Source organism: Paraburkholderia sp. RL17-380-BIE-A (assembly GCF_046028085.1).
Lineage (GTDB): Bacteria > Pseudomonadota > Gammaproteobacteria > Burkholderiales > Burkholderiaceae > Paraburkholderia.
Map to the genome: position 1 here is coordinate 1 of NZ_JARESQ010000023.1, position 22,972 is coordinate 22,972.

Sequence of the window (22,972 nt, forward strand, 5' to 3'; positions counted from 1 at the left end):
CGCGTATTTGAGCGCCATCAGCAGTGCCAGTTTGACGACAAGCACAATGACGATGTCCCGCCTGAAAGTTGGTCTCGACACCCAGCCGGCGAGTCGCGCGCGCAGGACGGGGCGAGGCGGATTCCTGTCGTTCAGCGTGATGGTCATGATCGGTCGATGGACGACTTCGGTTGAATTTATTCAGTCTGTTCAAAACGCGTGCGCAAATCGGCAAGCGCATGACACAGACAGCACAGCCGATGAATGGACGGGTCTGGTCCCATGTCACCGGTCGCGGTAACTCACATCTTCACGAAAGAACGGTTGCTCACGTTTGAGCGAAGTCAACAAACTCAGCGCTAGAACACAGCGATGGGGATAGATCGCCGATCTTGCGTTGATTGAGTCCGTCGGCCATGGCTGTTTTTCAACGTTCGCGATTTGTTGTGACACGTCAAGTGGGCTGGGGAAAATGTGCGTAGTCTCAACACGGAGAACGCACCGACCTTGAGGCCTCGGGCGACAAGTGCAGTAGGCACATGTCCGGTATTGCAGTCCGTCGGGCCTCGCGGACAGCGGCTCGCTGCATGATCCCTTCATCGCTTTCGAAGCGATGACCGGGCGAATGAAGATTTGGGAGCATGGCTATGTCGCATCATTATCGAATTCTGGAGAAGATTGCCTTTTCAATGGTTGTATTGTCGGCCTTGGTCTGCTCGGTATTTATCGCTTACGAGAGATGTCCCGAATTCAGATTCGCCATGCAGTTTGAAAAAGAAATTCTGACCTGCAATCGCGGCTACTCGGCTATTTGTGCGGGCGTGGGTATCGGCTTGCTGGGAGAAGCGCTGGCTTACTGAATGCAGCAGATATCCGCCGGGGCCGAATTGCCCAATCTCCAATTCACCAATGCGCCAAATGAGCAACCCCGCGAGCCGAAAACACCGCAATTCAATCGAGCGATTTGCGAAAGCGCAATACGCTTAGCGTCAGCATGACTGCGCCTAGCGCTGCCATTGCCGCGAACTGCGGCCATAGCACGGCGAATCCAGTGCCTTTCAGAAAAACCGAGCGCAGCACGACGAGAAAGTAACGCAGCGGGTTGATCAACGTAATCCATTGCAGGACTTTGGGCATCGCGGCGATAGGAAACGCAAACCCCGACAGAATGAAAAGCGGATTGATCAGAAAGAAATTGAGCGCGAACGCCTGTTGCTGCGTGCGCGAAAAGGTGGACAGCAGCAAACCGAGACCCAATGCGGCGAACAGAAACAGCGATGCGCCGACCAGCATGACGAGCGGGTTGCCGACGAACGGAACCCGAAACCATCCTATGCCTACCGCCGTCACGAGGGCAACGTCGACCAGACCGATCAGAAAGAACGGCACGGTTTTGCCGAGGATGAACTCGACCGGCCTGATCGGGCTGACCATGATCTGCTCCAACGTGCCGATCTCGCGTTCGCGAACCACGGCAAACGCCGTGAGGCTGACCACCTGCATCAGCGTGAGCGTGCCGACCACGCCTGGAATAAAGAACCAGCGATCGTCGATCGTGTCGTTGTACCAGGGGCGCTCACGCAGCGTCACGGCGACCTCGGTGCGGGCGGGGCCCGTATAGTTCGACCACGGTTCGCTCATCTGATCGTTCTGGAACTGCGTGACGATCTGGCTGACGTAGCCGAGCGCAATGAGCGCGGTGTTGGAGTTGGTGCCGTCCACGACGACCTGCAGCGGCGCGCTCTGGCCGTTGCCGAGATGCTGCGCGAAGCCGGCATGGATGACGAGCGCCATCGTCGCCTTGTCGCTATCTATGTCATGCGTGATATCGCGGTCCGTGCCGGCGTTATCGACCACGTCGAATTTACCGCTGGCGACGAAGTGCGAGACGAGGTTGCGGCTCGCCTGGCTGCGGTCCAGGTCGAGCACGGCAAGGCTCACATGATTGACGGTGAAAGTCGCGGCGTAGCCGTAGATGATCACCTGCAGCAACAGCGGCACGACCAGCCGGAACATCGCCCACCGGTCGCGCTTGAGTTCGAGAAACTCCTTCATCAACATGACCTGCAGACGGTCGAACATGATGGGCTAGTCCAGATGTTTGCGGAACGCCCGGGCGGCGATCCAGATGATGGCGAGCGCATACACGGCCAGAGCGAGAATCGGCACGGCGAGATCGGAAAGGGTGCTGCCTTTGAGGAATACGGCCCGCAGGATGGTGATGTAATAGCGGGCGTAGACGAGCAGCGTGGCAAGGCGAATGGGCGCGGGCATCTGGTCGATGGCGAAGGTGTAGCCTGACAGCATGCTGGTCGGCAGCATCGTCAGCAGCAGCGCAACCTGGCTTGCGCCGAGCTGGCTGCGAATGTGAACCGACACCAGGTAGCCGATGCCCAGCACGACCAGCGTAAACAGTGCGGTCGTAACGATCAGGGTGCCGACGCTCCCGCGCAACGGCACGTGAAACCAGTAAACCGTGCTGAGCAGACAGAATGCGGCATTGACGAGTCCGATCACGAAGTACGGAAGCAGTTTGCCGAGCATGACTTCGAGCGCGGTGACCGGCGTGGAGATGAGTTGCTCCATCGTGCCGCGCTCCCACTCGCGCGAGATGGTCAACGACGTCAGCTGCGCGCCGACCAACGCAAGAATGACCGCGACGACGCCCGGGATAATGAAGTTGCGGCTATCGAGCGTCTCGTTGAACCAGACCCGCGGTTCGAGATCGACCACGCCGACGGTTTGCGGCCGTATGCCGTGGTTTTGCCGCCAGCGCAACTGGAATTCGGCCGTAATACGCGCAATAACGTTCTGGGCGTAGCCGATTGCAATGTTGGTCGTATTGGCGTCGGTCGCATCGAACACGGTTTGCACCGTGGCGGTACCCGTCGTGGTGAACACGCGCGAGAAGTCGACGGGAATCGTGACGACGCCGGCACACGTGCCGCGATCCATCGCATCGCGCAATGCGCGCTCGTTGGTCACGTTCCGAACCGCGAGGAACCAGTGCGACGACACGAAGTCCTGCACCAGTTCACGGCTTAGCTGGCTGTGTTCCTCGTCGTTGATACATAGCGGCACCTGCCGGATATCGAGGCTGACGCCGTAGCCGAGCAGCACCATCTGCAACAGCGGCATCAGCAGCGCAATGGCGAGACTGCGCGGATCGCGCCAGATCTGCAGCGTTTCCTTGAAGGCCATCGCCAGCAGCCGCCGCAGGCTCATGGTGAGTGCACTCCCTTATCCGCGTGCGTGACGAGTTGGACGAACACATCTTCGAGGCTGGCCCGGATGGCGCGTACGGCGATAAACTCGATATGCCGTCCTGCAAGAAACGGCTGAAGCACGGTTTCAGGCACGCCCGGGTGCATCAGCACATGCAGCCGGTCGCCAAAGATCGCGGCGTCGATCACTTCGGGCGCCTCGCGCAGCGCGGCGAGAGCCGCGCCTGGCGGCGCGCACACCAGCTCGAACAGATTGCCGCCGAGATTGTGTTCGCGCAGCTCATTCGGGCTGCCAATCGCCACGAGATGGCCCGCGTCGATCAGCGCGATGCGGTGGCAGTATTCCGCCTCGTCCATGTAATGCGTGGAGACCAGCACCGTCACGCCGCCCGCGGCGAGGCCGTGAATCAGATCCCAGAACCGGCGGCGCGCCTCGGGCTCGACGCCGGACGTCGGTTCGTCGAGAAACAGCACGGGCGGACGGTGCAGATTCGCACAGCCGAGTGCGAGCCGCTGCTTCCAGCCGCCCGCGAGCGTTCGCACGAGAATATTTTCACGCCCCTCGAGCCCCGCGGTCGAAATGGCGAGCCGGATACGCTCGGCGATGTCGTGTCGCGGAACCCGGTAGATGCCACAGAAAAAGCGCAGGTTCTCGTAGCAGGTCAGGTCGCCGTACAGCGAGAACTTCTGCGACATATAGCCAATGTGCGAGCGCAGCGCCTCGGCCTGGGTGCCAATGTCGTAGCCCGCCACCGAAGCGCGCCCCGCACTGGGTGAAAGCAGCCCGCACAGCATGCGGATGGTGGTCGACTTGCCCGCGCCGTTCGGCCCGATGAAGCCGACGACTTCGCCCCTGGCGATGGACAGGTCGAGCCGGTCGACCGCCGTGAACTTGCCAAAGCGCTTGGTCAGGCCGATTGCCTCGACGACGGGAGCCGCGGCGCTCATGTCGGGCTTCCCGACCCGACGAGCGCGACGAACACGTCTTCGATGCCCGGCTCGATGGAAGTGATGGTTGCGTTTGCAATGGCGCGTGTGGCAAGCCGCTCCTGCAATTCCGGCAGACGGCGCGCGGCCTCGTCGACGCGCACGTGCACGCGGTCGCCCATCAGCAACGCGCTTAGCACGCCTGGCGCATCCACGAGGGCGTCGTGAACCGCGCGCGGGTCTGCCGCGGCGATGGCGAACAGGGCACCCGGCATGGCCTGCTTCAGCCGCGCCGGCGTGTCGCACTGGCGGATCTGGCCGGTATGCAGCAGCGCGAGCCGCGAGCAGCGTTCGGCTTCGTCCATATACGCGGTGGACAGCACGATCGTGACACCGCTTTCGCGCAGGTTGTACAGGATCGCCCAGAAATCGCGCCGCGACACCGGGTCTACGCCCGTGGTCGGCTCATCCAGCAGCAGCACGCGGGGCGTGTGAATCAACGCGCACACCAGCCCGAGTTTCTGCTTCATGCCGCCCGACAGTTGACCGGCGAGACGATCGCGGAATGGCAGGAGGCCGGCGGCCTCGAGAAGTTCGCCGCTGCGGGTCCGATTGGCTTTGCGCGATACACCGAAGAGTTCGCCGTAGAAGAAAATGTTCTCGGCGACGGTCAGGTCTTCGTACAGGCCGAAACGCTGGGGCATATAGCTGAGGGCAGCCTTTGCGCGTTCCGGCGCCGCTATCACGTCGATATTTTCCAGCGAGATCTGGCCGGCGTCAGGCCGCAGCACGCCAGCCAGCATGCGCATGATGGTCGTTTTGCCCGCACCGTCCGGCCCGACCAGGCCGAAGATTTCCCCGCGTTCGATGTCGAAGCTGACACCCCGCACCGCCTGCACGGCGCCGAAACTGCGCACCAGGTCGTGCGCGCGAATGGCCGCCGCTGCCGGGTCGGTGCTCATTTGCCCGCTGCCAGCAAAGCGATGGACGCATCGGCCGGCATGCCCGGCAGCAGTTCGTGCGTCGGGTTGTCGATGTCGATACGGATCCGGTAGACGAGCGTCACGCGCTCGGCGTGCGTCTCGACGGTTTTGGGCGTGAACTCGGCCTGCGGGGAAATGAAACTGATGCGCCCTTGGTAATGCTTGCCGGGGTAGGTGTCGGTCGTCACGGTGGCGGCTTCGTTGAGGCGAACTTTGCCGATATCGGGCTCGTTCACATACGCGCGCAGCCAGACGTGATCGAGTTCATCGAGCGTAACGATCGCGACGCCCGATCCCGCGAGCTGCCCGAGTTCCGCTTCGCGTACTGCGATGACGCCGTCGAACGGCGCGCTCAGCTCGGTGTAGGAGAGCATCACTTCGTCGAGCTTGAGCTTCGCCGCGGCGGCGGCCTGATTGGCGCGCGCGAGCGTGATGTTGTTGCTTGCCACTTCCACCAGCGCCTTGTCGTGCGCGAGGGCCGCGGCGGATTGCCGTTCGGCGGTGAAGGCGAGGTCACGTGCCTGACGCGGAATCGCGTTGCCTTTCACCAGGATTTCCGCTCGCCCCAAGTCGAGCTGTTTTTCGCTGAGATCGAATTGATCGCTGACGACGTTGTGACGTGCCGCCGCCAAGGTGCTCTCATTGGCGCTGATCTGCGCCGTGGCAACTTGCAGGTTGGTCTGGTCGATTTCCGTCTGCCGTCGATACAGGCGATCGTCCACGCGCGCGAGCACGGTGCCGCGCTTGACGTAAGCGCCTTCGTCGAATGGCAGGTAGACAATCGGCGCCTGGACCTGCGTGAAGCTCAGGACACTCTCGTGAGCCTCGATGTTGCCGGACACGATGATATGGGTCGTATCATGATGGGAGCCGAACAGCACCGGCCAACGCCACACCACTACGCCGGCCGCGGCAAGAGCGACTAGCGCGAGCAGGGCCTGCATCCGGTGTTTCGATATGGCCATGGTTTTTGGTTCGGTTCAAACGCTTCCGGATGAAGAGATGCAAAACCGGAGATCGCCAGCCTGTCTATGGTGCGTCTGCTGAAGATAGAGCCGCTATCGCTCCGGCCAATTGACTCAAGTCAAGTTGGAACCCGGTAGGGGCCAGGTCGCGGCTGGTTTGCCGCTCCACGGCATGGTTGATGCATTGCGCCGGTCGCGTCATGTGCTGTCGGCGCGGCATCCGATACGTTCAAATCTGGTCTAGTGTTGTAGTCGTCATGCGGGCGCTACCGTCTGGAGCGTCGCGCGTGGCCGGCATGTGGCCGGGTTGCCCGATAACGTGACTCGCATCTGCGGCATCTGCCCGATTGCCTACCAGATGCGTTCGGTGCATACGATTGAAAATGCCTTTGGGATCGAGGTCGGCGGGCAGCTTCGCGCACTGCGCCGCCTCGTCTACCGCGGCGAATGGATCGGCAGTCATGCGCTGCATGTCGTGATGCTGCACGCACTCGTCTTCCTCGATTTCCCGGACGTGATCCAGATGGCGCGTGAGCATGGTGAAATGGTGCGTCAGGGGCTGGCTTTGAAGAAGGCCGGCAACGAGTTGGTGCAAGTGCTTGGCTGGCGCGATATACATCCCGCGCTGACCTTGCGCCCAACGGCGGCGCAGCGCCGTTCATCTGCTTGAAAGTGAGGCTGAATCATTCGACGATGCCGCTCGAGTTGCGTTTGGGCGAGCCCCGCATACGCCGACGCACGCCGTTTCACCCTCCGCCGCGCTGGCGAATACTTGCCACTTTTTGTCCAGTCCCCCGTTGCCGTTCATACTGTATGGATGTACAGTCTTGTGCGTGGGCCCGTCACGGCGAGCAATTCTTGAGTGGGAAGCGAAAGCGCTTCAACGGCAATGGCGTGCGCGCCGGGTGGCGACGCTTTCGCCTGCGGCCCAGCCATACCTTGCGAGTTCCGGGGCTTGCCTTAGCAAGGCGATCGTGCGACCTCGCATAGTCGAGTGGTCTGAGTCGATCAGGCGCTCAGGCAAGCCCGCACAATGAACGGAGATTCATCTACATGCCGGCTTTATCTGGTCAGAAATCCCATGCCTGAACAACTCTGGCTGCCTGGCCTCGAGGCGCCGCCAACACCGACAGACGGCCTGTTTTTCGCTGTCTTTCCTGACGCCAATACGGCGGCGAGTATTTCGAAGCTCGCACAACAGCTTTGCGGGGAGAGCCGCGCGCGCAGCAAACCGCTCGCGGCGGCCCGTCTGCACGTTACCTTGCAGCACCTCGGAAATTTCGCGGGCGGTTTGCCTCAGGCGCGGGTCGAGGCGGCCATGAAAGCTGCCTCGTTGGTCAGGATGGAGCCGTTCAGCGTCGAATTCGATACGGTGGTGAGCTTTGCATCCAAGCCACGACCGGGGCCGTTAGTGTTGGGCGGGGGCGAGGGCGTGAACGGTCTGCATCGGCTGCACGACGCTTTATGCTGCGCGTTGCAAGACGCAGGGTGCGGGGAGCATGCCATGTCAGCCGCGGTGGACTATACGCCGCACGTCACACTGGCGTATGGCATGCCTTGGGCCGCTGCGCGTCCGGTTGAACCGCTGTGCTGGAACGTGCGCGAATTCGCGTTGATGCACAGTTTGCTCGGGCGTACGCGGCACGTCATGCTGGCTCGATGGCCATTGGCGGATGCAGGCCCATAACGCACGGCGCCGCAGTTGATGCCGACGTGTCCAGGCGCGACGGCTCAGAAACGCATGCCGGTCGCGCAGCCACCGGCGAAGCCGCCGCTGCCGCCTGCGCCACCGCTGCCGCCTGCGCCACCGCAGAACACGCCGCAGCCGGATAGCACGAGCGAGATCATCACGGCGGCCAGCGCTGCGCGCAGGGGTGCCCGGGATATGCGTTTGCACAGGTGGAGAGGGTGTGCGGCTATGGCAGTCTCGAACGTGATGGCGGCGTGGTTTCGGCTTGGGTGAGTCATTCCGGATTGCATATCGGCGGTGGTTTTGAGAGGCCACGAGCAAAGGCGCGAACTGCGCGGTCCGTTGAAAGTTTTCTGTCAGGTTTTAGCGCGGGAGCGGGCGGCACGCGGCGTGGCGGCGAACCCTTGAGCCTAGCGTCCGGCCGTGTGCTCTCGAATGACGAAAAATCTGAAAACGTAGGGGGTTTCGTCGGTTGCGGAGCCGGAACGAGCGTGCGCTGCCTGATAGAATGCTTGGGCCGCAACGTAGTGGATCGCAGATGAGATTGCTTGATGCATTAGTCGAACAGCGTATTGCCGCCGCCGCCGCGCGCGGGGAGTTCGACGAGTTACCCGGCGCGGGTGCGCCGCTATCCTTGGGCGACGACGCTCTGGTTCCCGAAGAGGTACGCGTCGCCAACCGGATTTTGAAGAATGCGGGCTTTGTGCCGCCCGCTGTCGAACAGTTGCGCGCGTTGCGCGACCTGCAAGCGGAGTTGAATGCCGTGAGCGACCAGGCTACCCGCTGCCGTCTGCAGGCGCGCATGCTTGCGCTCGACATGGCGCTTGAATCGCTGCGCGGCGGCCCGCTGGTTTTGCCGCGCGAATACTGCCGGCGTATTGCCGAACGGCTGTCCGAACGCGTCGGCAGCCTGAATGCGGCAGATGCGGGTTCGCCGTGAGCGAGCCGCTAGCTCACTCCATCGTGCCGGATGCGGATTCTTTCCATTCTCACGAAGTGCCGAATACGATGAGTTCTCAAGCCTTGGCGGGTGGTGTCGCCGGATCGGCCGCGACGGATTCTGGCTCTGCCGCCGTATTGCCGGATGCTGAGCTCTCGCCCGGCGATTCACCCGCAACTCCCGTTGTCTCCGAGCGCGATCGCCGCTTCATGGCGCTTGCCCAGGCTGCCGCCGAAGAGGCGCGTGCTGCCGGTGAAGTGCCCGTCGGCGCAGTGCTCGTGCGAGGCGACGAAGTCATCGCCAAAGGTTTCAATCACCCAATCGGTGCGCACGACCCGTCGGCGCATGCGGAAATGGCCGCGCTGCGTGCGGCGGCGCAGGCCGTCGAAAACTACCGTCTGCCGGGTTGCGAGCTTTACGTGACGCTCGAACCTTGCCTGATGTGCGCCGGCGCGATCATGCACGCGCGCATCGCTCGTGTCGTCTTTGGCGCGCGCGATCCGAAAACCGGCGCGTGCGGCAGTGTCGTGGATGCTTTCGCTAATCCGCAGTTGAATCATCACACCACGGTGACCGGCGGCGTGCTCGAAAGCGAATGCGGCGCCGCGCTCAAATCGTTCTTTGCCGAGCGGCGGCGCGCCAGCCGCGAAGCGCGCGCTTCGGCACGTGGCGATGCGGGCAATGAATCGGACAGCAAATCGGGCAAACCATCGGGCCACGAAGCGGGCAACGAAGCGGGCAACGAAGCGGGCCCGGCCGAGGCGCTCTGAAACTACAACGTCAAACAAGGTCTTGCTCATGAGCGTCCATCGCACCATCGAACTGATCGCGCCGTCCGGGTATCCGCATGATCCGGAGGTGCTGCATCGCGCGCTGCAGCGTTTTCATGCCCAGGGCCATCGCATCGAGGGCGCGGAAGCGGCGCGGCGTCGCTACCTGCGCTTCGCTGGCACCGACGGCCAGCGCGCTGCCGATCTGAACCGGCTCGCCGACCCGTCGCGTGAGTTGCCGGATATCGTGCTGGCCGTGCGCGGCGGCTACGGCGCGGTGCGCATTCTGCACGGACTCGACTACGAAGGGCTGCAACGGCGGCTGACCGATCAGCCGGTTGCCCTCGTGGGGCATAGCGATTTCACCGCGATCCAGCTTGCGTTGCTGGCGCGTGCAGGAGTGAAAACCTTCGGCGGTCCGATGGTGATGAGTGATTTCGGGGCGGAGGAACTCAGCGAGTTCACCATGCAGCACTTCTGGTCCGCGTTGACGAAACCGACCATGACGGTCTCGAGCAACACGCCGCAGGCACAGCCAGTAGATGTCTCGGGCATGTTGTGGGGCGGCAACCTGGCGGTGCTCGTGTCGCTGATCGGCACGCCGTACATGCCGCCGGTGAGTGGCGGAATCCTGTTTATCGAAGACGTCAACGAACAACCGTTCCGGGTCGAGCGGATGATTTATCAGCTGCACCTGTCCGGCATCCTCGCGCAGCAGCAGGCACTCGTGCTGGGCGATTTCTCCGGCGCCAAATCCTACGACTACGACAATGGTTACGACTTGCACTCGGTGATCGAGCAGGCGAGGTCGGTGATCGGCATTCCGATCGTGACAGGGCTGCAATTCGGTCATGTTCGCAACATGCTGACGCTGCCGGTGGGCGCGGACGCGCATCTCGTTGCCAACGCACAGGGATTCGAACTGAGCTTGTCGGGCTATCCGTATCTCGCGTGAGCGGACGTGCGAGCGAAGCGGGCCATTGCCCGCTTTATTTCTACTCCAGTAACGCAACTAACGGCCTGTGCTTTGGAATCGACCACGAGCAGAACGACCCGTGAAGGTCCATCGGTTTTGTTGACAAAACCCGCCCTCAACAGACGGCGTCCTTTCAGTCTAATTAAACTTATACATAGCCTGTATCAAGGCTTCGGGACTGATCTATAAGCCCGTCAGCCTTCCCTTGCCGTGAAAATTGTCAAAATTAAAATCAAAAATTGTTGACAATCTTTATGTCCATCCTAAGATGACCAACATACCGAGACGCACATCATGTCCGACGCAGACCCTACCGCCGCCAATAGTTCGAAACCCGAAGTGATCGCCGAGCGCATCCGCGCCGCGATCCTCGAGCATCGGCTTGCGCCGGGCGCCAAGCTGACCGAAGCGCAGTTGTGCGAAGTATTCGGCGTGAAGCGCGGCCCGATCCGGCAGGCGCTGACGCAACTCGCGACGGACCACCTCGTCGATCTCGAACCGAATCGCGGCGCGTTCGTGGCGAGCCCCTCGCTACAGGAAGTGCATGAGGTGTTCGAGATGCGCCGCATCATCGAACTGGCGGTGGTGGAAAAGATTTGCAGCGGTCACGGCATGCGGCGCTTGAAGAGCATTGGCAGCATGATCGGCCGGGAACGCAAAGCGTTCGAAACACGTGATTTTCCGGCGTGGATTCGCCTGTCGGGCGAGTTTCACACCGAATTGGCGGGACTGACCGGCAACACGGTGTTGTGCGATTGCCTGAACGGGCTGGTGGCGCGCTCCACGCTGATTTCCGCGCTGTACGAGTCGCTCGGACGCAGCCCATGCTCGTTCGAGGACCACGAAGCCATACTCGCCGCGCTCGACGCCGGCGATGCAAAAGAGGCGGCGGCACTCATGTCGCGCCATTTGCAAAGCGTCGAGCTGAAGATGCTAGACCGCCCGGCGCGTGGTGCGGCCGATCTGGGGGAAGTGTTCGGCGCCCTCAACGGTGCGCCTAGAGAATGACCCACGACAATGTCCGCGCCATGCTGAGGCAGGCGGCCGGCGTGCGCGCCTGACTGGTGCGCGCCGCACTGAATTGAACTGAACGAATCACGTGTTGCAAGGCGGCTCGACGTGAGCGCTGCCGGCTTGCGCACGCGTGTCCGTCGCCGGGCGACGGACATCGAGTAGCAGCAACGCAACGCCGGCGCTCCGCGGCTGCTGACGGTGCGATAACCACAAGTACTTCAGTACGGAGATATCCGCGGCACGGCAAACCAGGCGGCTCGCCTGTGCTCTGTCCCAAACGGGCAAAGCGCGCGCGACTGGCATGGCCGATGCATCGTCCTTCGATTCGCTATCGATGGTCCCTATCCCAAGGAGGAATCATGGCTCAGTTCAGTGCAGCGCCCGGCAATCCCGCAATTCCCACTTACGCAGACGGCGGCGCAACTGGCGATCCGTCAATGCCCGCAGGCTACAGCGAACGGCTCTATAACGAAGACCTCGCGCCGTTGCGCCACCAAACCTGGGGCGCATACAACATCTTTGCGTTCTGGATGTCCGACGTGCACAGCGTCGGCGGCTATGTGTTCGCGGGCAGCCTGTTCGCGCTCGGGCTGACGAGCTGGCAGGTGCTGATCGCGCTGCTGGTCGGCATTACGATCGTCAACCTGTTGTGCAACCTGATCGCCAAGCCGAGCCAGGCGAACGGGGTGCCTTATCCGGTCGCGTGCCGTGCGACCTTCGGCGTGCTCGGCGCGAATATTCCCGCGGTGATTCGCGGCCTGATCGCGGTCGCATGGTACGGCATTCAGACTTATCTGGCGTCGAGCGCGCTGGTGATCGTGGTGTTGAAGTTCGTTCCCCAACTGCTGCCGTATGCCGATGTCCATCATCACGGCTTCATGGGTCTGTCGACGCTCGGCTGGGCCGGTTTCATGCTGCTGTGGGTCCTGCAGGCACTCGTGTTCTGGCACGGCATGGAGACCATCAAGAAGTTCATCGACTTCGCCGGCCCGGCCGTCTACGTGGTGATGTTCATTCTCGCGGGCTACATGGTGTATCGCGCGGGATGGCGCAACATCGGCATCAACCTGGGCGGCGTCAAATATCACGGCATGGAAGTCGTGCCGGTGATGATCACGGCGACTTCGCTGGTGGTGTCGTACTTCTCCGGACCGATGCTCAACTTCGGCGACTTTTCGCGCTACGGCAAGAGCTTTCGCAGCGTGCAGCGTGGCAACTTCTGGGGGCTGCCGGTCAACTTTCTGGCCTTCTCGCTGGTGACGGTGATCACGACCGCTGCCACGCTGCCGGTCTTCGGCCAGCTGATCACGGACCCGGTTGAAACCGTGGGCCGTATCGATTACCCGACCGCGGTGATTCTCGGCGCGCTGACCTTCACGATCGCGACGATCGGCATCAACATCGTCGCCAATTTCGTCTCGCCCGCATTCGACTTCTCGAACGTCGCGCCGCGCCTGATCAGCTGGCGCGCGGGCGGCATGCTCGCGGCGGTGGCGTCGATTTTCATTACGCCGTGGAATCTGTTCAACAACCCCGCCGTGATCCACTACACCCTCGATGTTCTCGGCAGCTTCATCGGGCCTTTGTACGGTGTCCTGATCGTCGATTACTATCTCGTGAAGCGTCAGAAAATCGTGCTCGACGATCTGTACACGGTTGCGCCCACGGGTTCGTACTGGTACCGCAACGGCGTGAACTATCGGGCAGTCGCCGCGTTGCTGCCGGCTGCCGTGATCGCCGTGATCTGTGTGATGGTGCCCGCGCTCGACGGCATGGCGAATTTCTCGTGGTTCATTGGCGCCGGCCTCGCCGCGCTGTTCTATCGCGTGATGGCACGCTGAATCGCACGCTGAATTGTGCAGATGCAACAGGAGTGGATATGCGCATCAAACTGATCAACCCGAATACGACCCAGCGCATGACGGAAGCAATGGGCCGCTGCGCGCGCGAAGTCGCCGCGCCGGGCACTGAAGTCATCGCGGTGAATCCGACCATGGGGCCGCCGTCGATCGAAGGCTATTACGACGAAGCGCTGGCGACGCCAGGCTTGTTGGCCGAGGTTGCGGCCGGCGAGCGCGAAGGCTGCGACGGTTACGTGATTGCCTGCTTCGGCGATCCGGGTCTCTACGCGGCACGCGAGTTGGCGCGGGGTCCGGTGATCGGCATCGCCGAGGCGGCAATGCACGCGGCCAGCGTGCTGGCGCCTGGCTTCTCCGTGGTGACCACGCTGGCGCGCACCTGCGGCATGGCGTGGCACCTCGCCGAGCGCTACGGCATGAAGCGGTTTTGCCGCAACGTTCGCGCCACCGACGTCGCCGTCCTCGACCTCGACAAGCCCGGCTCGGCGGCGCGCCGCATCATCCTCGACGAATGCCGGCGCGCGCTTGCCGAGGACGGCTCGGAGGCGATCGTGCTCGGCTGCGCGGGTATGGCCGAACTGTGCGCGGAGATCGAGGACGCGCTCGGTGCGCCGGTGATCGAAGGCGTGACCGCGGCGGTGAAATGGACCGAGGCGCTGGTCTCGCTGCGTCTTTCGACCGCCAAACGCGGCGACTATGCGCGGCCGTTGGCCAAGCGCTACAACGGCGCGCTGGCATCGTTCAGTCCGGTCGACGCCGATCCGAATCCGCGTGCGCCGCGCGGATCTACTGAAGTTTCCTCCGCAAATGCGCCGGAAAATGCAGGAACGTCCGATGTGGTGCGGGTAAACACTACGGAAGCGGGCCGCCACATACATTCAGTGTGACACGCACTATCTGCCCCGGTGTATGGGCGCACCGGGGCGTTTTCGCTACACTGGTCCAACTCGGCGCGGGGTGCCTGAAAGGTTTTTTGTGTTACTTCAGGCGCTGTTTCCGGTGTTTATTCGGCCGCACCCACCCCACGTGCATACACGTGAGTTCCACGCGAATTTTACGTAACGTCACCACGCATTCGTCAAACCATGCCACTCGACCCGAACTACCCACGCGATCTGATCGGCTACGGCCGCCACCCGGTGCAGGCCAACTGGCCGGGGCGAGCGCGTGTCGCGGTGCAATTCGTTCTGAATTACGAAGAGGGCGGTGAAAACTGCGTGCTGCACGGCGATCCTGGCTCGGAGCAGTTCCTGTCGGAAATCGTCGGCGCCGCGGCTTATCCGGCTCGCCACATGAGCATGGAGTCGATCTACGAATACGGCTCGCGCGCGGGCGTCTGGCGCATTCTGCGCGAATTCGAAAAGCGCGGCCTGCCGCTCACGGTGTTCGGCGTTGGCATGGCGATCGAACGGCATCCGGAACTGGCGCGCGCGTTCGTGGAACTCGGTCATGAGATTGCCTGCCACGGCTATCGCTGGATTCACTATCAGGACGTGTCGCCGGAGAAAGAAGCGGAGCACATGCGTCTCGGCATGGAAGCGATCGAACGCGTGACGGGCGAGCGTCCGCTTGGCTGGTACACCGGCCGTGACAGTCCCAATACGCATCGTCTGGTCGCCGAATACGGCGGATTCCTGTACGACTCCGATTACTATGGCGACGACCTGCCGTTCTGGATGGACGTGGACGTTACCGGTGGCACGACAGTGCCGCAATTGATCGTGCCGTACACGCTCGACACCAACGACATGCGCTTTGCAAGCCCGCAAGGCTTCAACACCGCAGACCACTTCTTCACGTACCTGCGCGATGCATTCGACGTGCTCTACGAAGAGGGCGACGAAGCGCCGAAGATGCTTTCCATCGGCATGCATTGCCGTCTGCTCGGGCGCCCTGGGCGTTTTCGCGCGCTGCAACGTTTTCTCGACCATATCGAACAGCACGATCGCGTGTGGGTGACGCGGCGCGTCGATATTGCGCGCCACTGGCGCGAACATCACCCTTACCAACAAGACAACCGCGGGGCAGCGGCATGAAGGCGATGCAATACACTCTGGACCAACTCAACAGCATCTCGACCGAAGCGTTCGTGGCAACGCTGTCGGGTATTTTCGAGCACTCGCCGTGGGTCGCGGAAATCGCCGCGCAGCAACGGCCTTTCGCCAGTATCGACGAGTTGCATCGCAAGATGTCGAACATCGTCGAAACGGCCGGTGAAGAGAAGCAACTGGCGCTGATCAATGCCCACCCGGAACTCGCCGGCAAGGCCGCGGTGCGCGGCGAACTGACCGCCGAATCCACGCGCGAGCAGAGCGGCGCCGGCCTCGCGCAATGCACGCAGGAAGAGTTCGACAAGCTGCTCGCGCTGAACGCCGCTTATCGCGAGAAGTTCGGTTTTCCATTCATCCTCGCCGTGCGCGGTTATGACCGTCACGGCATCATCGCGAACTTCGAAGCGCGCGTGAACAATAGCCGCGCCGAAGAACTGCGCGCGAGCCTCGATCAGATCTACCGCATCGCACGTTTCAGGCTCGACGACCTGATCGACGCATAAGGCTTAACCACGCGTCGCGGACCTCGAACCGAAACGTTTTTTCAGCACTGGCAAATATCAAGGAAGACAAAAATGGCACTCCCGATTCTCGACCCCAACGCACCGGAATTCACGCGCCGCTATGTGAACCTGGCGGACCCGCGTCTGGGCGCGCAGGCGCTCGAGGCCAGCGACGATTTCTTCGCACCGAAGGAGCGCATGCTGAATCCGGAGCCGGCCGTTTTCATTCCGGGCAAATACGACGACAACGGCAAGTGGATGGACGGCTGGGAAACCCGCCGCAAGCGCGCCAACGGCTATGACTGGTGCGTCGTGAAGCTGGCTCGTCCGGGCGTGATCAAGGGGCTGGATCTCGACACCAGCCACTTCACGGGTAATTTCCCGCCGGCGGCGTCGGTGGAAGCCGCGCGCGTGGTGGACGGCGCGCCGAACCAGTCGACGCAATGGACCGAAATCGTGCCGTCGACCACGTTGCAAGGCAATAGCCATCACTATCACGAAGTCAGCGACACGAACGCTTACACCCACCTGCGCGTGAACATCTATCCGGACGGCGGCATTGCGCGTCTGCGTGTGTATGGTCAGCCGCAAGTCGACTGGGCCGGCGCGAGCCGCACGGAGCAGTTCGATCTGGCAGCGATGGAGAACGGCGCTTATCTGGTCGCGGCGAACAACCAGCACTTCGGCGCAGCGTCGACGATACTGATGCCGGGCCGTGGCGTGAACATGGGTGACGGCTGGGAAACGCGCCGTCGTCGTGAGCCGGGCAACGACTGGGCGATCGTCGCGCTGGCGCAACCGGGCGTGATCAGGAAAATCGAAGTCGATACGGCGCACTTCAAGGGTAACTATCCGGACCGCTGCTCGATCCAGGCCGCGTATGTGACGGGCGGCACGGACAGCTCGCTCATCACGCAAGCCATGTTCTGGCCGGTGCTGCTCGGCGAACAGAAACTGAAGATGGACAACCAGCACTATTTCGAAAGCGAGATCGCGGCACTGGGTCCGGTGACGCACGTGCGCTTCAATATCATTCCGGACGGTGGCGTGTCGCGCCTGCGCCTGTGGGGCACGCTCGCATCATGAAAACGCTCGCGATCGAACCGTTGACGAAAGAAGCGTTCGCCGCATTCGGCGACGTGATCGAACTCGAAGGCGCGAAGCAGATCCCGATCAACCTCGGCACGACGATCCGCTATCACGATCTCGCGAAAGTGGATGTCGCCGACGAGAACGGCCGTACGCTCGTGAACCTGTTTCGCGGGCAACCGCGCACGCTGCCGTTCGAAGTGAAGATGCTCGAGCGGCACCCGCTCGGCAGCCAGGCGTTCGTCCCGCTGAACGACAAAGCGTATCTGGTGGTCGTGGCGCCGGCGGGTGAGCTGGACGTGTCGAAGATTCGTGCTTTCGTGACGAGCGGCTGGCAGGGCGTGAACTATGCGAAGGGCGTGTGGCATCATCCGCTGATTGCGTTGGGTGAGGTGAGCGACTTTATCGTCGTCGATCGCGGCGGGGATGGACTCAATCTCAATGAGCAGCACCTCGCGGAGTCGTTGTGGCTCACGGAAGATGCGTTGAGCGCGGTGGCGGTTTGAGTTTTATCGCTACGGCGTAGCGAGCAGGTTGATTTGAAAGAACCCACAGCATTACCAGTGCTGTGGGTTTTTTGTTTTGGTGGCGAACCACAAAACTAGCGCGACGCCGTCGTTGCGCGTTTAGCTACGTTTGGCGAGAAGCGGCGAATACCCGATTACTTGGCGCACGCATTGCGCCGGGGCAGGCGCGCAAAATTCTGCGGCGCCTATAGCCGGTTTAAGCCCCTCGAATTGCGGGCTCTTCTTCGGCGAGCGCAAAGACGCCATGCCATCGACTCAGGCGTGAAGCTTCTGCTTCCCGGCGGCGTGCCATTACAACCCAATAAACAACATATATCCTCGACGCCGTACGCCGGGACTCCCAGTGCGTCGATGTCGAAGCGTTCGATGCGCGACGCCGAGCCGCTCCAGCACGCGCATGGAATAGAACTCGTTGAAGCCGGGAACCGTCGTGTTGTCGTCCGAGCCCGTGACGATGCGGCTCGTCACGGATAAACCGACACCAGCCGGCCAATGAAAAGCGGGCTTTCCGCTCACGCGAAAAGCCCGCTTCAAGGTCGCTCGATTCTTCGTGACGCCGGGCAGCATGCCCGGCCAGTGGTTACTTCACCGCACCACCTTCAAACCACGCGGCGATCTTCATCCGCTCGTCGTCGGTCATATGCGTCACGTTGCCAAGCGGCATGGCCTTCAACGTCACGGCTTGCTGATAGATTCGCTGCGCGTTCTGCGAGATCTCATCCGGCGTATCCAGCAGCACGCCGGCCGGAGCGCTCCCCATCATCGTCGGATGCGCGGAGTGGCAAGCCACGCAGCGCTGTTGCAGAACCGGTGCGATATCGGCCACCTTCACCGTCGGCGCGTTCGCGGCTTGCGCTTGCGGCACGATCGGCTTCGGCATGGTCCAGAAGAGCGCGCCGAACATCAACGCGATACCCACCAGCGGCAGATACCACAGCACCTGGCCACGGTGGCGCATCACGAAGAACTGACGAATCAGCGCGCCAGCCAGCATGATGACCAGCAGCACAGCCCAGTTGTACGGATGCGTGTAGGTCATCGCGTAGTGGTTCGACAGCATCGCGAACACCACCGGCAACGTGAAATACGTGTTGTGCACCGAGCGCTGCTTGCCGCGCTTGCCGTAGATCGGGTTCGGCGTGTCGCCCTTGAGCATGGCGTCGACCATCTTGCGCTGGCCCGGAATGATCACGAAGAACACGTTCGCCGACATGATGGTTGCCAGCATCGCGCCCATGATCAGGTAAGCCGCGCGGCCCGCGAAAATATGGCACGCGAGCCACGCCGCGATCAGCACATACACGCCGACGCAGATGCCCAGCACCTTGTCCTTGTTACCGAGGATGCGGCACAGCGAGTCGTACACGATCCAGCCAGCGGCGAGGAAGCCGAGCGCCGCGGCCACAGCGACCACCGGCCCCATATCCAGCACGTTCTTGTCGATCAGGTAAGTGCTCGGCGAGAACAGATACAGCACGGTGAAAAGACCAAAGCCCGACAGCCACGTGGTGTACGAGGGCCACTTCGACCAGTGCAGATCTTCCGGCATTTCCGGCGGCGCGACGGTGTACTTCTGCATGTTGTAGAAGCCGCCGCCGTGCACGTGCCACAACTCGCCGAACACGCCGCGCTTGCGCTGGTTCGGGTCCGTTGGCGGTTTCAGGCTGTTGTCGAGCGCGACGAAATAGAACGATTCGCCGATCCATGCAATCGCGGCGATGACGTGGAACCAGCGAATCGCCAGATTCAACCAGTCTGTGATAAAGCCTTCCATGAAACTCCTCCACTTCTGATTCGTTGTACACGCAACGACGTTGGGTGCCTTTCTGAACCCGGCGAGCGGGTTGTCGGCAGACAAAACGTCGCTGCGCAGACTGCGGGGTGCCAACAAGGGGCCATCTTTCGGTGCCAGGCCCCTGAGGACGAAAGACGCGGTGCGCTCAGTTCGCACGCGCCGTTTTTTATTGGCTCGTCGGGTCGGATCGGGTTCGCTGGAACCGCATGTGTTCGATTGCGTTTCGCGGGTACTCGCGAGAGTCTGCGTGAGCATCTGCGCAATGCAATCGAGCGCGATCGGCAGGTGGCGCGAACTCGACCTCGATTTCCCAACACCTCATGGCAGATATCTCCTTAGCTGCCGCGATAGGTGCTGTACGACCACGGCGACACCAGCAACGGCACGTGATAGTGCGCTTCGGCATCGGCCACGCCGAAGCGCAGCACGACACGATCGACGAAACGCGGCTCCGGCACCTTCGTGCCGATCGACGCGAAGTAGTCGCCGGCGCCGAACACGAGTTCGTATTCGCCTGCGACTAGCGCGTCGCCTTCGAGCAGCGGCTGGTCGCAACGACCGTCGTCATTGGTGATGGTGGTTTTGAGCGCGCGGCGCGTATCGCCTGAGAGCGCGAAGAGTTCGACCTTGATGCCCGCGCCGGGACGGCCGTTCGCGGTGTCGAGCACATGGGTAGTGAGCTTTCCCATTCGCAATTTTCCTTATGTGAATGCGAGGTTTCGGCGGCAGCCCGATCCAGATACGTTTGCGGCGGATCGAGGCTCCACGTCAGTGGCTACATACCCGTCGGCGAATTGAAGCGAGCGCCGTGGCAGCCATTGTAAAAAGGTTGTTCCGTTCAGCGCGCGCGAGATAGGAAAGATAATAGCTGGCGCATGACAGACAGCCTGCTGAAAGCCATAACGAGCGGGTTTTCCCGACCTTTACGCTGCGTTTGTCTTACCGGCGGATCGTACCGGCGCCAAAAAAGGCCCACTATATCGGCAGCGTGAGGTTGGGTATCGCATTGGCGCGAGTTGTCAGCATTATTTTGGCCGTCGAAGGTTACGTCTGTGCGTTGCAGCAAACCGGAATCGATGACGAACCAGCCGCAACGCACCCCGAAGACGGCGGAAACACGCTGGGTAACCGGGCCAACGGCGTTCGACGGGACGCGGCGGCACGGTGGCGTGCCGTCACATCGCGTTCGAACGGCTTTGCACGGAAGCAATGAAGCGGAGAAACGAATGACGATGGAACAGACGGCCAATCAAACGAATAAGCCGAAGAAAACGATGCTGGTCAAGCACGCAGACGTGCTGGTTACGATGGACGGCGACCGGCGCGAACTGCGCGACGGCGGCCTGTATATCGAAGACAACCGCATCGTCGCGGTCGGCCCGACGGCGGAACTGCCGCAAGCCGCCGACGAAGTGCTGGATATGCGCGGGCATCTGGTGATTCCGGGTCTCGTGAACACGCACCACCACATGTATCAGAGCCTGACGCGCGCGATTCCTGCCGCGCAGAACGCCGAGTTGTTCGGCTGGCTGACCAACCTCTACAAGGTGTGGGCAAACCTCACGCCGGAGATGATCGAAGTCTCGACGCTCACAGCCATGGCCGAGCTTTTGCTGTCCGGTTGCACGACTTCGAGCGACCATTTGTATATCTATCCGAACGGCAGCCGGCTCGACGACAGCATCGCCGCAGCGCGCCGGATCGGCATGCGTTTTCACGCGGCGCGCGGCAGCATGAGCGTGGGGCAGAAAGACGGCGGACTGCCGCCGGATTCGGTGGTGGAACGTGAAGCGGACATTCTGAAGGATACGCAGCGTCTGATCGAGACGTACCACGACGAAGGGCGTTACGCGATGTTGCGCGTGGTGGTTGCGCCGTGCTCGCCGTTCTCGGTGAGCCGCGATCTGATGCGCGAATCGGCAGTCATGGCGCGGCAGTACGGCGTGTCGATGCATACGCACCTGGCGGAGAACGTCAATGACATCGCGTATAGCCGCGAGAAGTTCGGTATGACGCCGGCGGAGTATGCGGAAGACCTCGGCTGGGTCGGTCACGATGTGTGGCACGCGCACTGCGTGCAACTCGACGACGCGGGCATCGAACTGTTCGCGCGCACCGGCACTGGCGTCGCGCATTGTCCGTGTTCGAACATGCGGCTCGCGTCGGGCATCGCGCCGGTCAAGCGCATGCGTTTGGCGGGCGTGCCGGTGGGCCTGGGTGTCGACGGTTCAGCGTCGAACGACGGCGCGCAGATGGTCGCCGAAGTGCGTCAGGCGCTGTTGCTCCAGCGGGTCGGCTTCGGTCCCGATGCGATGACCGCGCGCGAAGCGTTGGAGATTGCGACGCTCGGCGGCGCGAAGGTGCTCAACCGCGACGATATCGGCGCGCTGGCGCCAGGCATGGCGGCGGACTTTGTATCGTTCGACCTGCGCCAGCCGCTTTTTGCGGGCGCGTTGCATGACCCGGTCGCGGCGCTGGTGTTCTGCGCGCCTTCGCAGGTGAGCTACAGCGTGATCGGCGGCAAGGTGGTCGTGAAGGAAGGGCAGTTGACGACGCTGGAACTCGCACCGGTCATCGAGCAGCACAACCGGTTGGCGAAGACGCTTTACGAAGCGGCGGCGTAACAGAAGAAGATGCGAGGAGGGCAGAGTTATCGGCGGCGCGACGCGCGCTCGCCAATAACCTGCCAGGCAAAGGCTTAAGGCTTGTCGATCAACGTCTTGGTCGCTTCGGCGACCAGACTGCGCAGCCAGCGCACTTCGTCGGAGTAATGCACGCGCTCGTGCCACAGCTGGTAGTACTGCATCGGCGGGAAATCGAGCGGTGCGGGCACGACGGTGAGCGGCAGGAACTTGGCGTAGTAATCGGCAAAGAGGCGCGTCGTCGTAAAGATCAGGTCGGACTTGATCAGCACGTACGGCGCCAGATTGAAGTACGGCAAGGTCACAACCACATGACGCTTTAACCGCTCGCGCGCGAGGTGCACGTCGATCGCGCCGCGCTGGCCCACCGAATAAGGAGTAGGCGCGAGATGCGGAGCGTTCAGGTACTGGTCGAGCGTGAGCCCGCCGCGTTTGGCGAACGGATGCGTGTTGCTCATCAGGCAGACGATCTGATCGACGAACAGGTTCGACAGGTGCAACTGCTCCGGCGGCTCCGGCCAGTTGCCGACCACGATGTCGAGCTTGCCGTCTTCGAGCGCGAGTTCGTAGTCGAAGGCCGGCCCGAGCGAATGAAACTCGAGCGTCGCGTTCGGCGCGGCCTGGCGAAAGCGTTCGACCACCGTCGGCACGAACAGCACGTTCAGGTAGTCCGGGCAGCCGATCCGGTAGCAGCGGATGGAAGTGGCCGGATCGAAGTTGTGCTGCTGGAACTTGATGCGTTCGATCTCGCGCAGCGCGTTCTGCACCGGTTCGAGCAGGCGCAGACCGTATTCCGTCGGCACCATGCCGGATTTGCCGCGTACCAGCAGCGGGTCGCCGGTGATGTCGCGCAAACGGCGCAGCGCCGCGCTGATGGCGGGTTGCGATTGATTCAGTTTGACGGCCGCGCGCGTGACGCTGCGTTCCATCAACAGGGTATGCAAGACGCGTAATAGATATGTATCGATCGCCTCGCGTTGCTGACTCATGACTTCTCCGAAATATATGTTCTGGCTGATCGAACGGGCGTGGGTGTAT

22 protein-coding genes and 1 pseudogene are annotated in these 22,972 nt (G+C 62.2%); 14 read left to right on the forward strand and 9 right to left on the reverse strand.

Going from position 1 to position 22,972, the window contains the following annotated elements; genetic code table 11:
- Window positions 1-147, reverse strand: a pseudogene (locus tag P0D68_RS35655) (cytochrome oxidase putative small subunit CydP); the annotation flags it as partial.
- A gap of 479 nt (window positions 148-626) precedes the next feature.
- Between P0D68_RS35655 and P0D68_RS30370 the strand changes: the two are divergent.
- On the forward strand, window positions 627-839 hold the full coding sequence (locus tag P0D68_RS30370; protein WP_091793604.1) for a hypothetical protein: 213 nt from the start codon (window positions 627-629) through the stop codon (window positions 837-839).
- Between the two features lie 91 nt (window positions 840-930).
- On the opposite strand, the gene P0D68_RS30375 is transcribed toward P0D68_RS30370, so the two are convergent.
- From P0D68_RS30375 to P0D68_RS30395, 5 genes are read right to left on the reverse strand one after another with little or no spacing between them, the layout of a single operon-like run.
- Entirely contained in the window at window positions 931-2,061 is a 1,131-nt protein-coding gene (locus P0D68_RS30375; RefSeq protein ID WP_408187220.1) for an ABC transporter permease, read from the reverse strand.
- A gap of 6 nt (window positions 2,062-2,067) precedes the next feature.
- A complete protein-coding gene (locus P0D68_RS30380; protein WP_408187221.1) occupies window positions 2,068-3,204 on the reverse strand; it encodes an ABC transporter permease in 1,137 nt (378 codons plus the stop codon).
- Window positions 3,201-4,151, reverse strand: a complete 951-nt coding sequence (locus P0D68_RS30385; RefSeq protein WP_091793611.1) for an ABC transporter ATP-binding protein — start codon at window positions 4,149-4,151, stop codon at window positions 3,201-3,203. The genes P0D68_RS30380 and P0D68_RS30385 overlap by 4 nt, the downstream gene beginning before the upstream one ends.
- Complete coding sequence (locus tag P0D68_RS30390; RefSeq protein ID WP_408187223.1) at window positions 4,148-5,092, reverse strand: ABC transporter ATP-binding protein; 945 nt, start codon at window positions 5,090-5,092, stop codon at window positions 4,148-4,150. The genes P0D68_RS30385 and P0D68_RS30390 overlap by 4 nt, the downstream gene beginning before the upstream one ends.
- Complete coding sequence (locus P0D68_RS30395) at window positions 5,089-6,078, reverse strand: HlyD family secretion protein (RefSeq protein ID WP_408298285.1); 990 nt, start codon at window positions 6,076-6,078, stop codon at window positions 5,089-5,091. The genes P0D68_RS30390 and P0D68_RS30395 overlap by 4 nt, the downstream gene beginning before the upstream one ends.
- Window positions 6,079-6,376: 298 nt before the next feature.
- Between P0D68_RS30395 and P0D68_RS30400 the strand changes: the two genes are divergently transcribed.
- The 12 genes from P0D68_RS30400 to P0D68_RS30455 all read left to right on the forward strand — a co-directional run bounded on the left by P0D68_RS30400 (window position 6,377) and on the right by P0D68_RS30455 (window position 17,476).
- Window positions 6,377-6,748 carry a nickel-dependent hydrogenase large subunit gene (locus tag P0D68_RS30400; RefSeq protein ID WP_408298283.1) on the forward strand — a complete coding sequence of 124 codons (372 nt, stop codon included), beginning with the start codon at window positions 6,377-6,379 and terminating at the stop codon, window positions 6,746-6,748.
- 411 nt (window positions 6,749-7,159) lie between these two features.
- The gene (locus P0D68_RS30405; protein WP_408298281.1) at window positions 7,160-7,765 is read left to right on the forward strand and encodes a 2'-5' RNA ligase family protein; all 606 of its coding nucleotides are present in this window, start codon (window positions 7,160-7,162) and stop codon (window positions 7,763-7,765) included.
- Between the two features lie 541 nt (window positions 7,766-8,306).
- On the forward strand, window positions 8,307-8,708 hold the full coding sequence (locus P0D68_RS30410; RefSeq protein WP_091793619.1) for a DnaJ family domain-containing protein: 402 nt from the start codon (window positions 8,307-8,309) through the stop codon (window positions 8,706-8,708).
- A 68-nt stretch (window positions 8,709-8,776) separates the two neighbouring features.
- Window positions 8,777-9,478 carry a tRNA adenosine(34) deaminase TadA gene (gene tadA, locus P0D68_RS30415; protein ID WP_408298279.1) on the forward strand — a complete coding sequence of 234 codons (702 nt, stop codon included), beginning with the start codon at window positions 8,777-8,779 and terminating at the stop codon, window positions 9,476-9,478.
- A gap of 28 nt (window positions 9,479-9,506) precedes the next feature.
- Window positions 9,507-10,433, forward strand: coding sequence for a muramoyltetrapeptide carboxypeptidase (gene ldcA, locus P0D68_RS30420; protein ID WP_091793621.1), 927 nt, complete (start codon window positions 9,507-9,509; stop codon window positions 10,431-10,433).
- 315 nt (window positions 10,434-10,748) lie between these two features.
- Complete coding sequence (locus P0D68_RS30425) at window positions 10,749-11,462, forward strand: GntR family transcriptional regulator (RefSeq protein ID WP_408298277.1); 714 nt, start codon at window positions 10,749-10,751, stop codon at window positions 11,460-11,462.
- A gap of 365 nt (window positions 11,463-11,827) precedes the next feature.
- Window positions 11,828-13,309 carry an NCS1 family nucleobase:cation symporter-1 gene (locus P0D68_RS30430; protein WP_408298275.1) on the forward strand — a complete coding sequence of 494 codons (1,482 nt, stop codon included), beginning with the start codon at window positions 11,828-11,830 and terminating at the stop codon, window positions 13,307-13,309.
- Window positions 13,310-13,347: 38 nt separating this feature from the next.
- A complete protein-coding gene (locus P0D68_RS30435; RefSeq protein ID WP_408298273.1) occupies window positions 13,348-14,214 on the forward strand; it encodes an aspartate/glutamate racemase family protein in 867 nt (288 codons plus the stop codon).
- Between the two features lie 198 nt (window positions 14,215-14,412).
- The gene (puuE, locus tag P0D68_RS30440; RefSeq protein ID WP_091793631.1) at window positions 14,413-15,363 is read left to right on the forward strand and encodes an allantoinase PuuE; all 951 of its coding nucleotides are present in this window, start codon (window positions 14,413-14,415) and stop codon (window positions 15,361-15,363) included.
- Complete coding sequence (gene uraD / locus P0D68_RS30445) at window positions 15,360-15,881, forward strand: 2-oxo-4-hydroxy-4-carboxy-5-ureidoimidazoline decarboxylase (protein WP_091793633.1); 522 nt, start codon at window positions 15,360-15,362, stop codon at window positions 15,879-15,881. Before puuE ends, uraD begins: the two co-directional genes overlap by 4 nt.
- A 72-nt stretch (window positions 15,882-15,953) precedes the next feature.
- A complete protein-coding gene (gene alc / locus P0D68_RS30450; RefSeq protein WP_408298270.1) occupies window positions 15,954-16,967 on the forward strand; it encodes an allantoicase in 1,014 nt (337 codons plus the stop codon).
- The gene (locus tag P0D68_RS30455) at window positions 16,964-17,476 is read left to right on the forward strand and encodes an ureidoglycolate lyase (protein ID WP_408298268.1); all 513 of its coding nucleotides are present in this window, start codon (window positions 16,964-16,966) and stop codon (window positions 17,474-17,476) included. The genes alc and P0D68_RS30455 overlap by 4 nt, the downstream gene beginning before the upstream one ends.
- Before the next feature lie 601 nt (window positions 17,477-18,077).
- Here the strand turns inward: P0D68_RS30455 and P0D68_RS30460 are convergent.
- Both P0D68_RS30460 and uraH read right to left on the reverse strand, forming a co-directional pair.
- Complete coding sequence (locus P0D68_RS30460) at window positions 18,078-19,271, reverse strand: urate hydroxylase PuuD (RefSeq protein WP_408298266.1); 1,194 nt, start codon at window positions 19,269-19,271, stop codon at window positions 18,078-18,080.
- A gap of 356 nt (window positions 19,272-19,627) precedes the next feature.
- Entirely contained in the window at window positions 19,628-19,981 is a 354-nt protein-coding gene (uraH, locus tag P0D68_RS30465; protein ID WP_408298264.1) for a hydroxyisourate hydrolase, read from the reverse strand.
- A 537-nt stretch (window positions 19,982-20,518) separates the two neighbouring features.
- On the opposite strand from uraH, the gene P0D68_RS30470 reads away from it, so the two are divergent.
- The gene (locus P0D68_RS30470; protein WP_408298262.1) at window positions 20,519-21,916 is read left to right on the forward strand and encodes an 8-oxoguanine deaminase; all 1,398 of its coding nucleotides are present in this window, start codon (window positions 20,519-20,521) and stop codon (window positions 21,914-21,916) included.
- Window positions 21,917-21,990: 74 nt separating this feature from the next.
- Here P0D68_RS30470 and P0D68_RS30475 read toward each other — a convergent pair whose 3' ends face one another.
- Window positions 21,991-22,923 (reverse strand): LysR substrate-binding domain-containing protein, encoded by a 933-nt coding sequence (locus tag P0D68_RS30475; protein ID WP_074764203.1) that lies wholly within the window; start codon window positions 22,921-22,923, stop codon window positions 21,991-21,993.
- Window positions 22,924-22,972 lie beyond the last annotated feature (49 nt).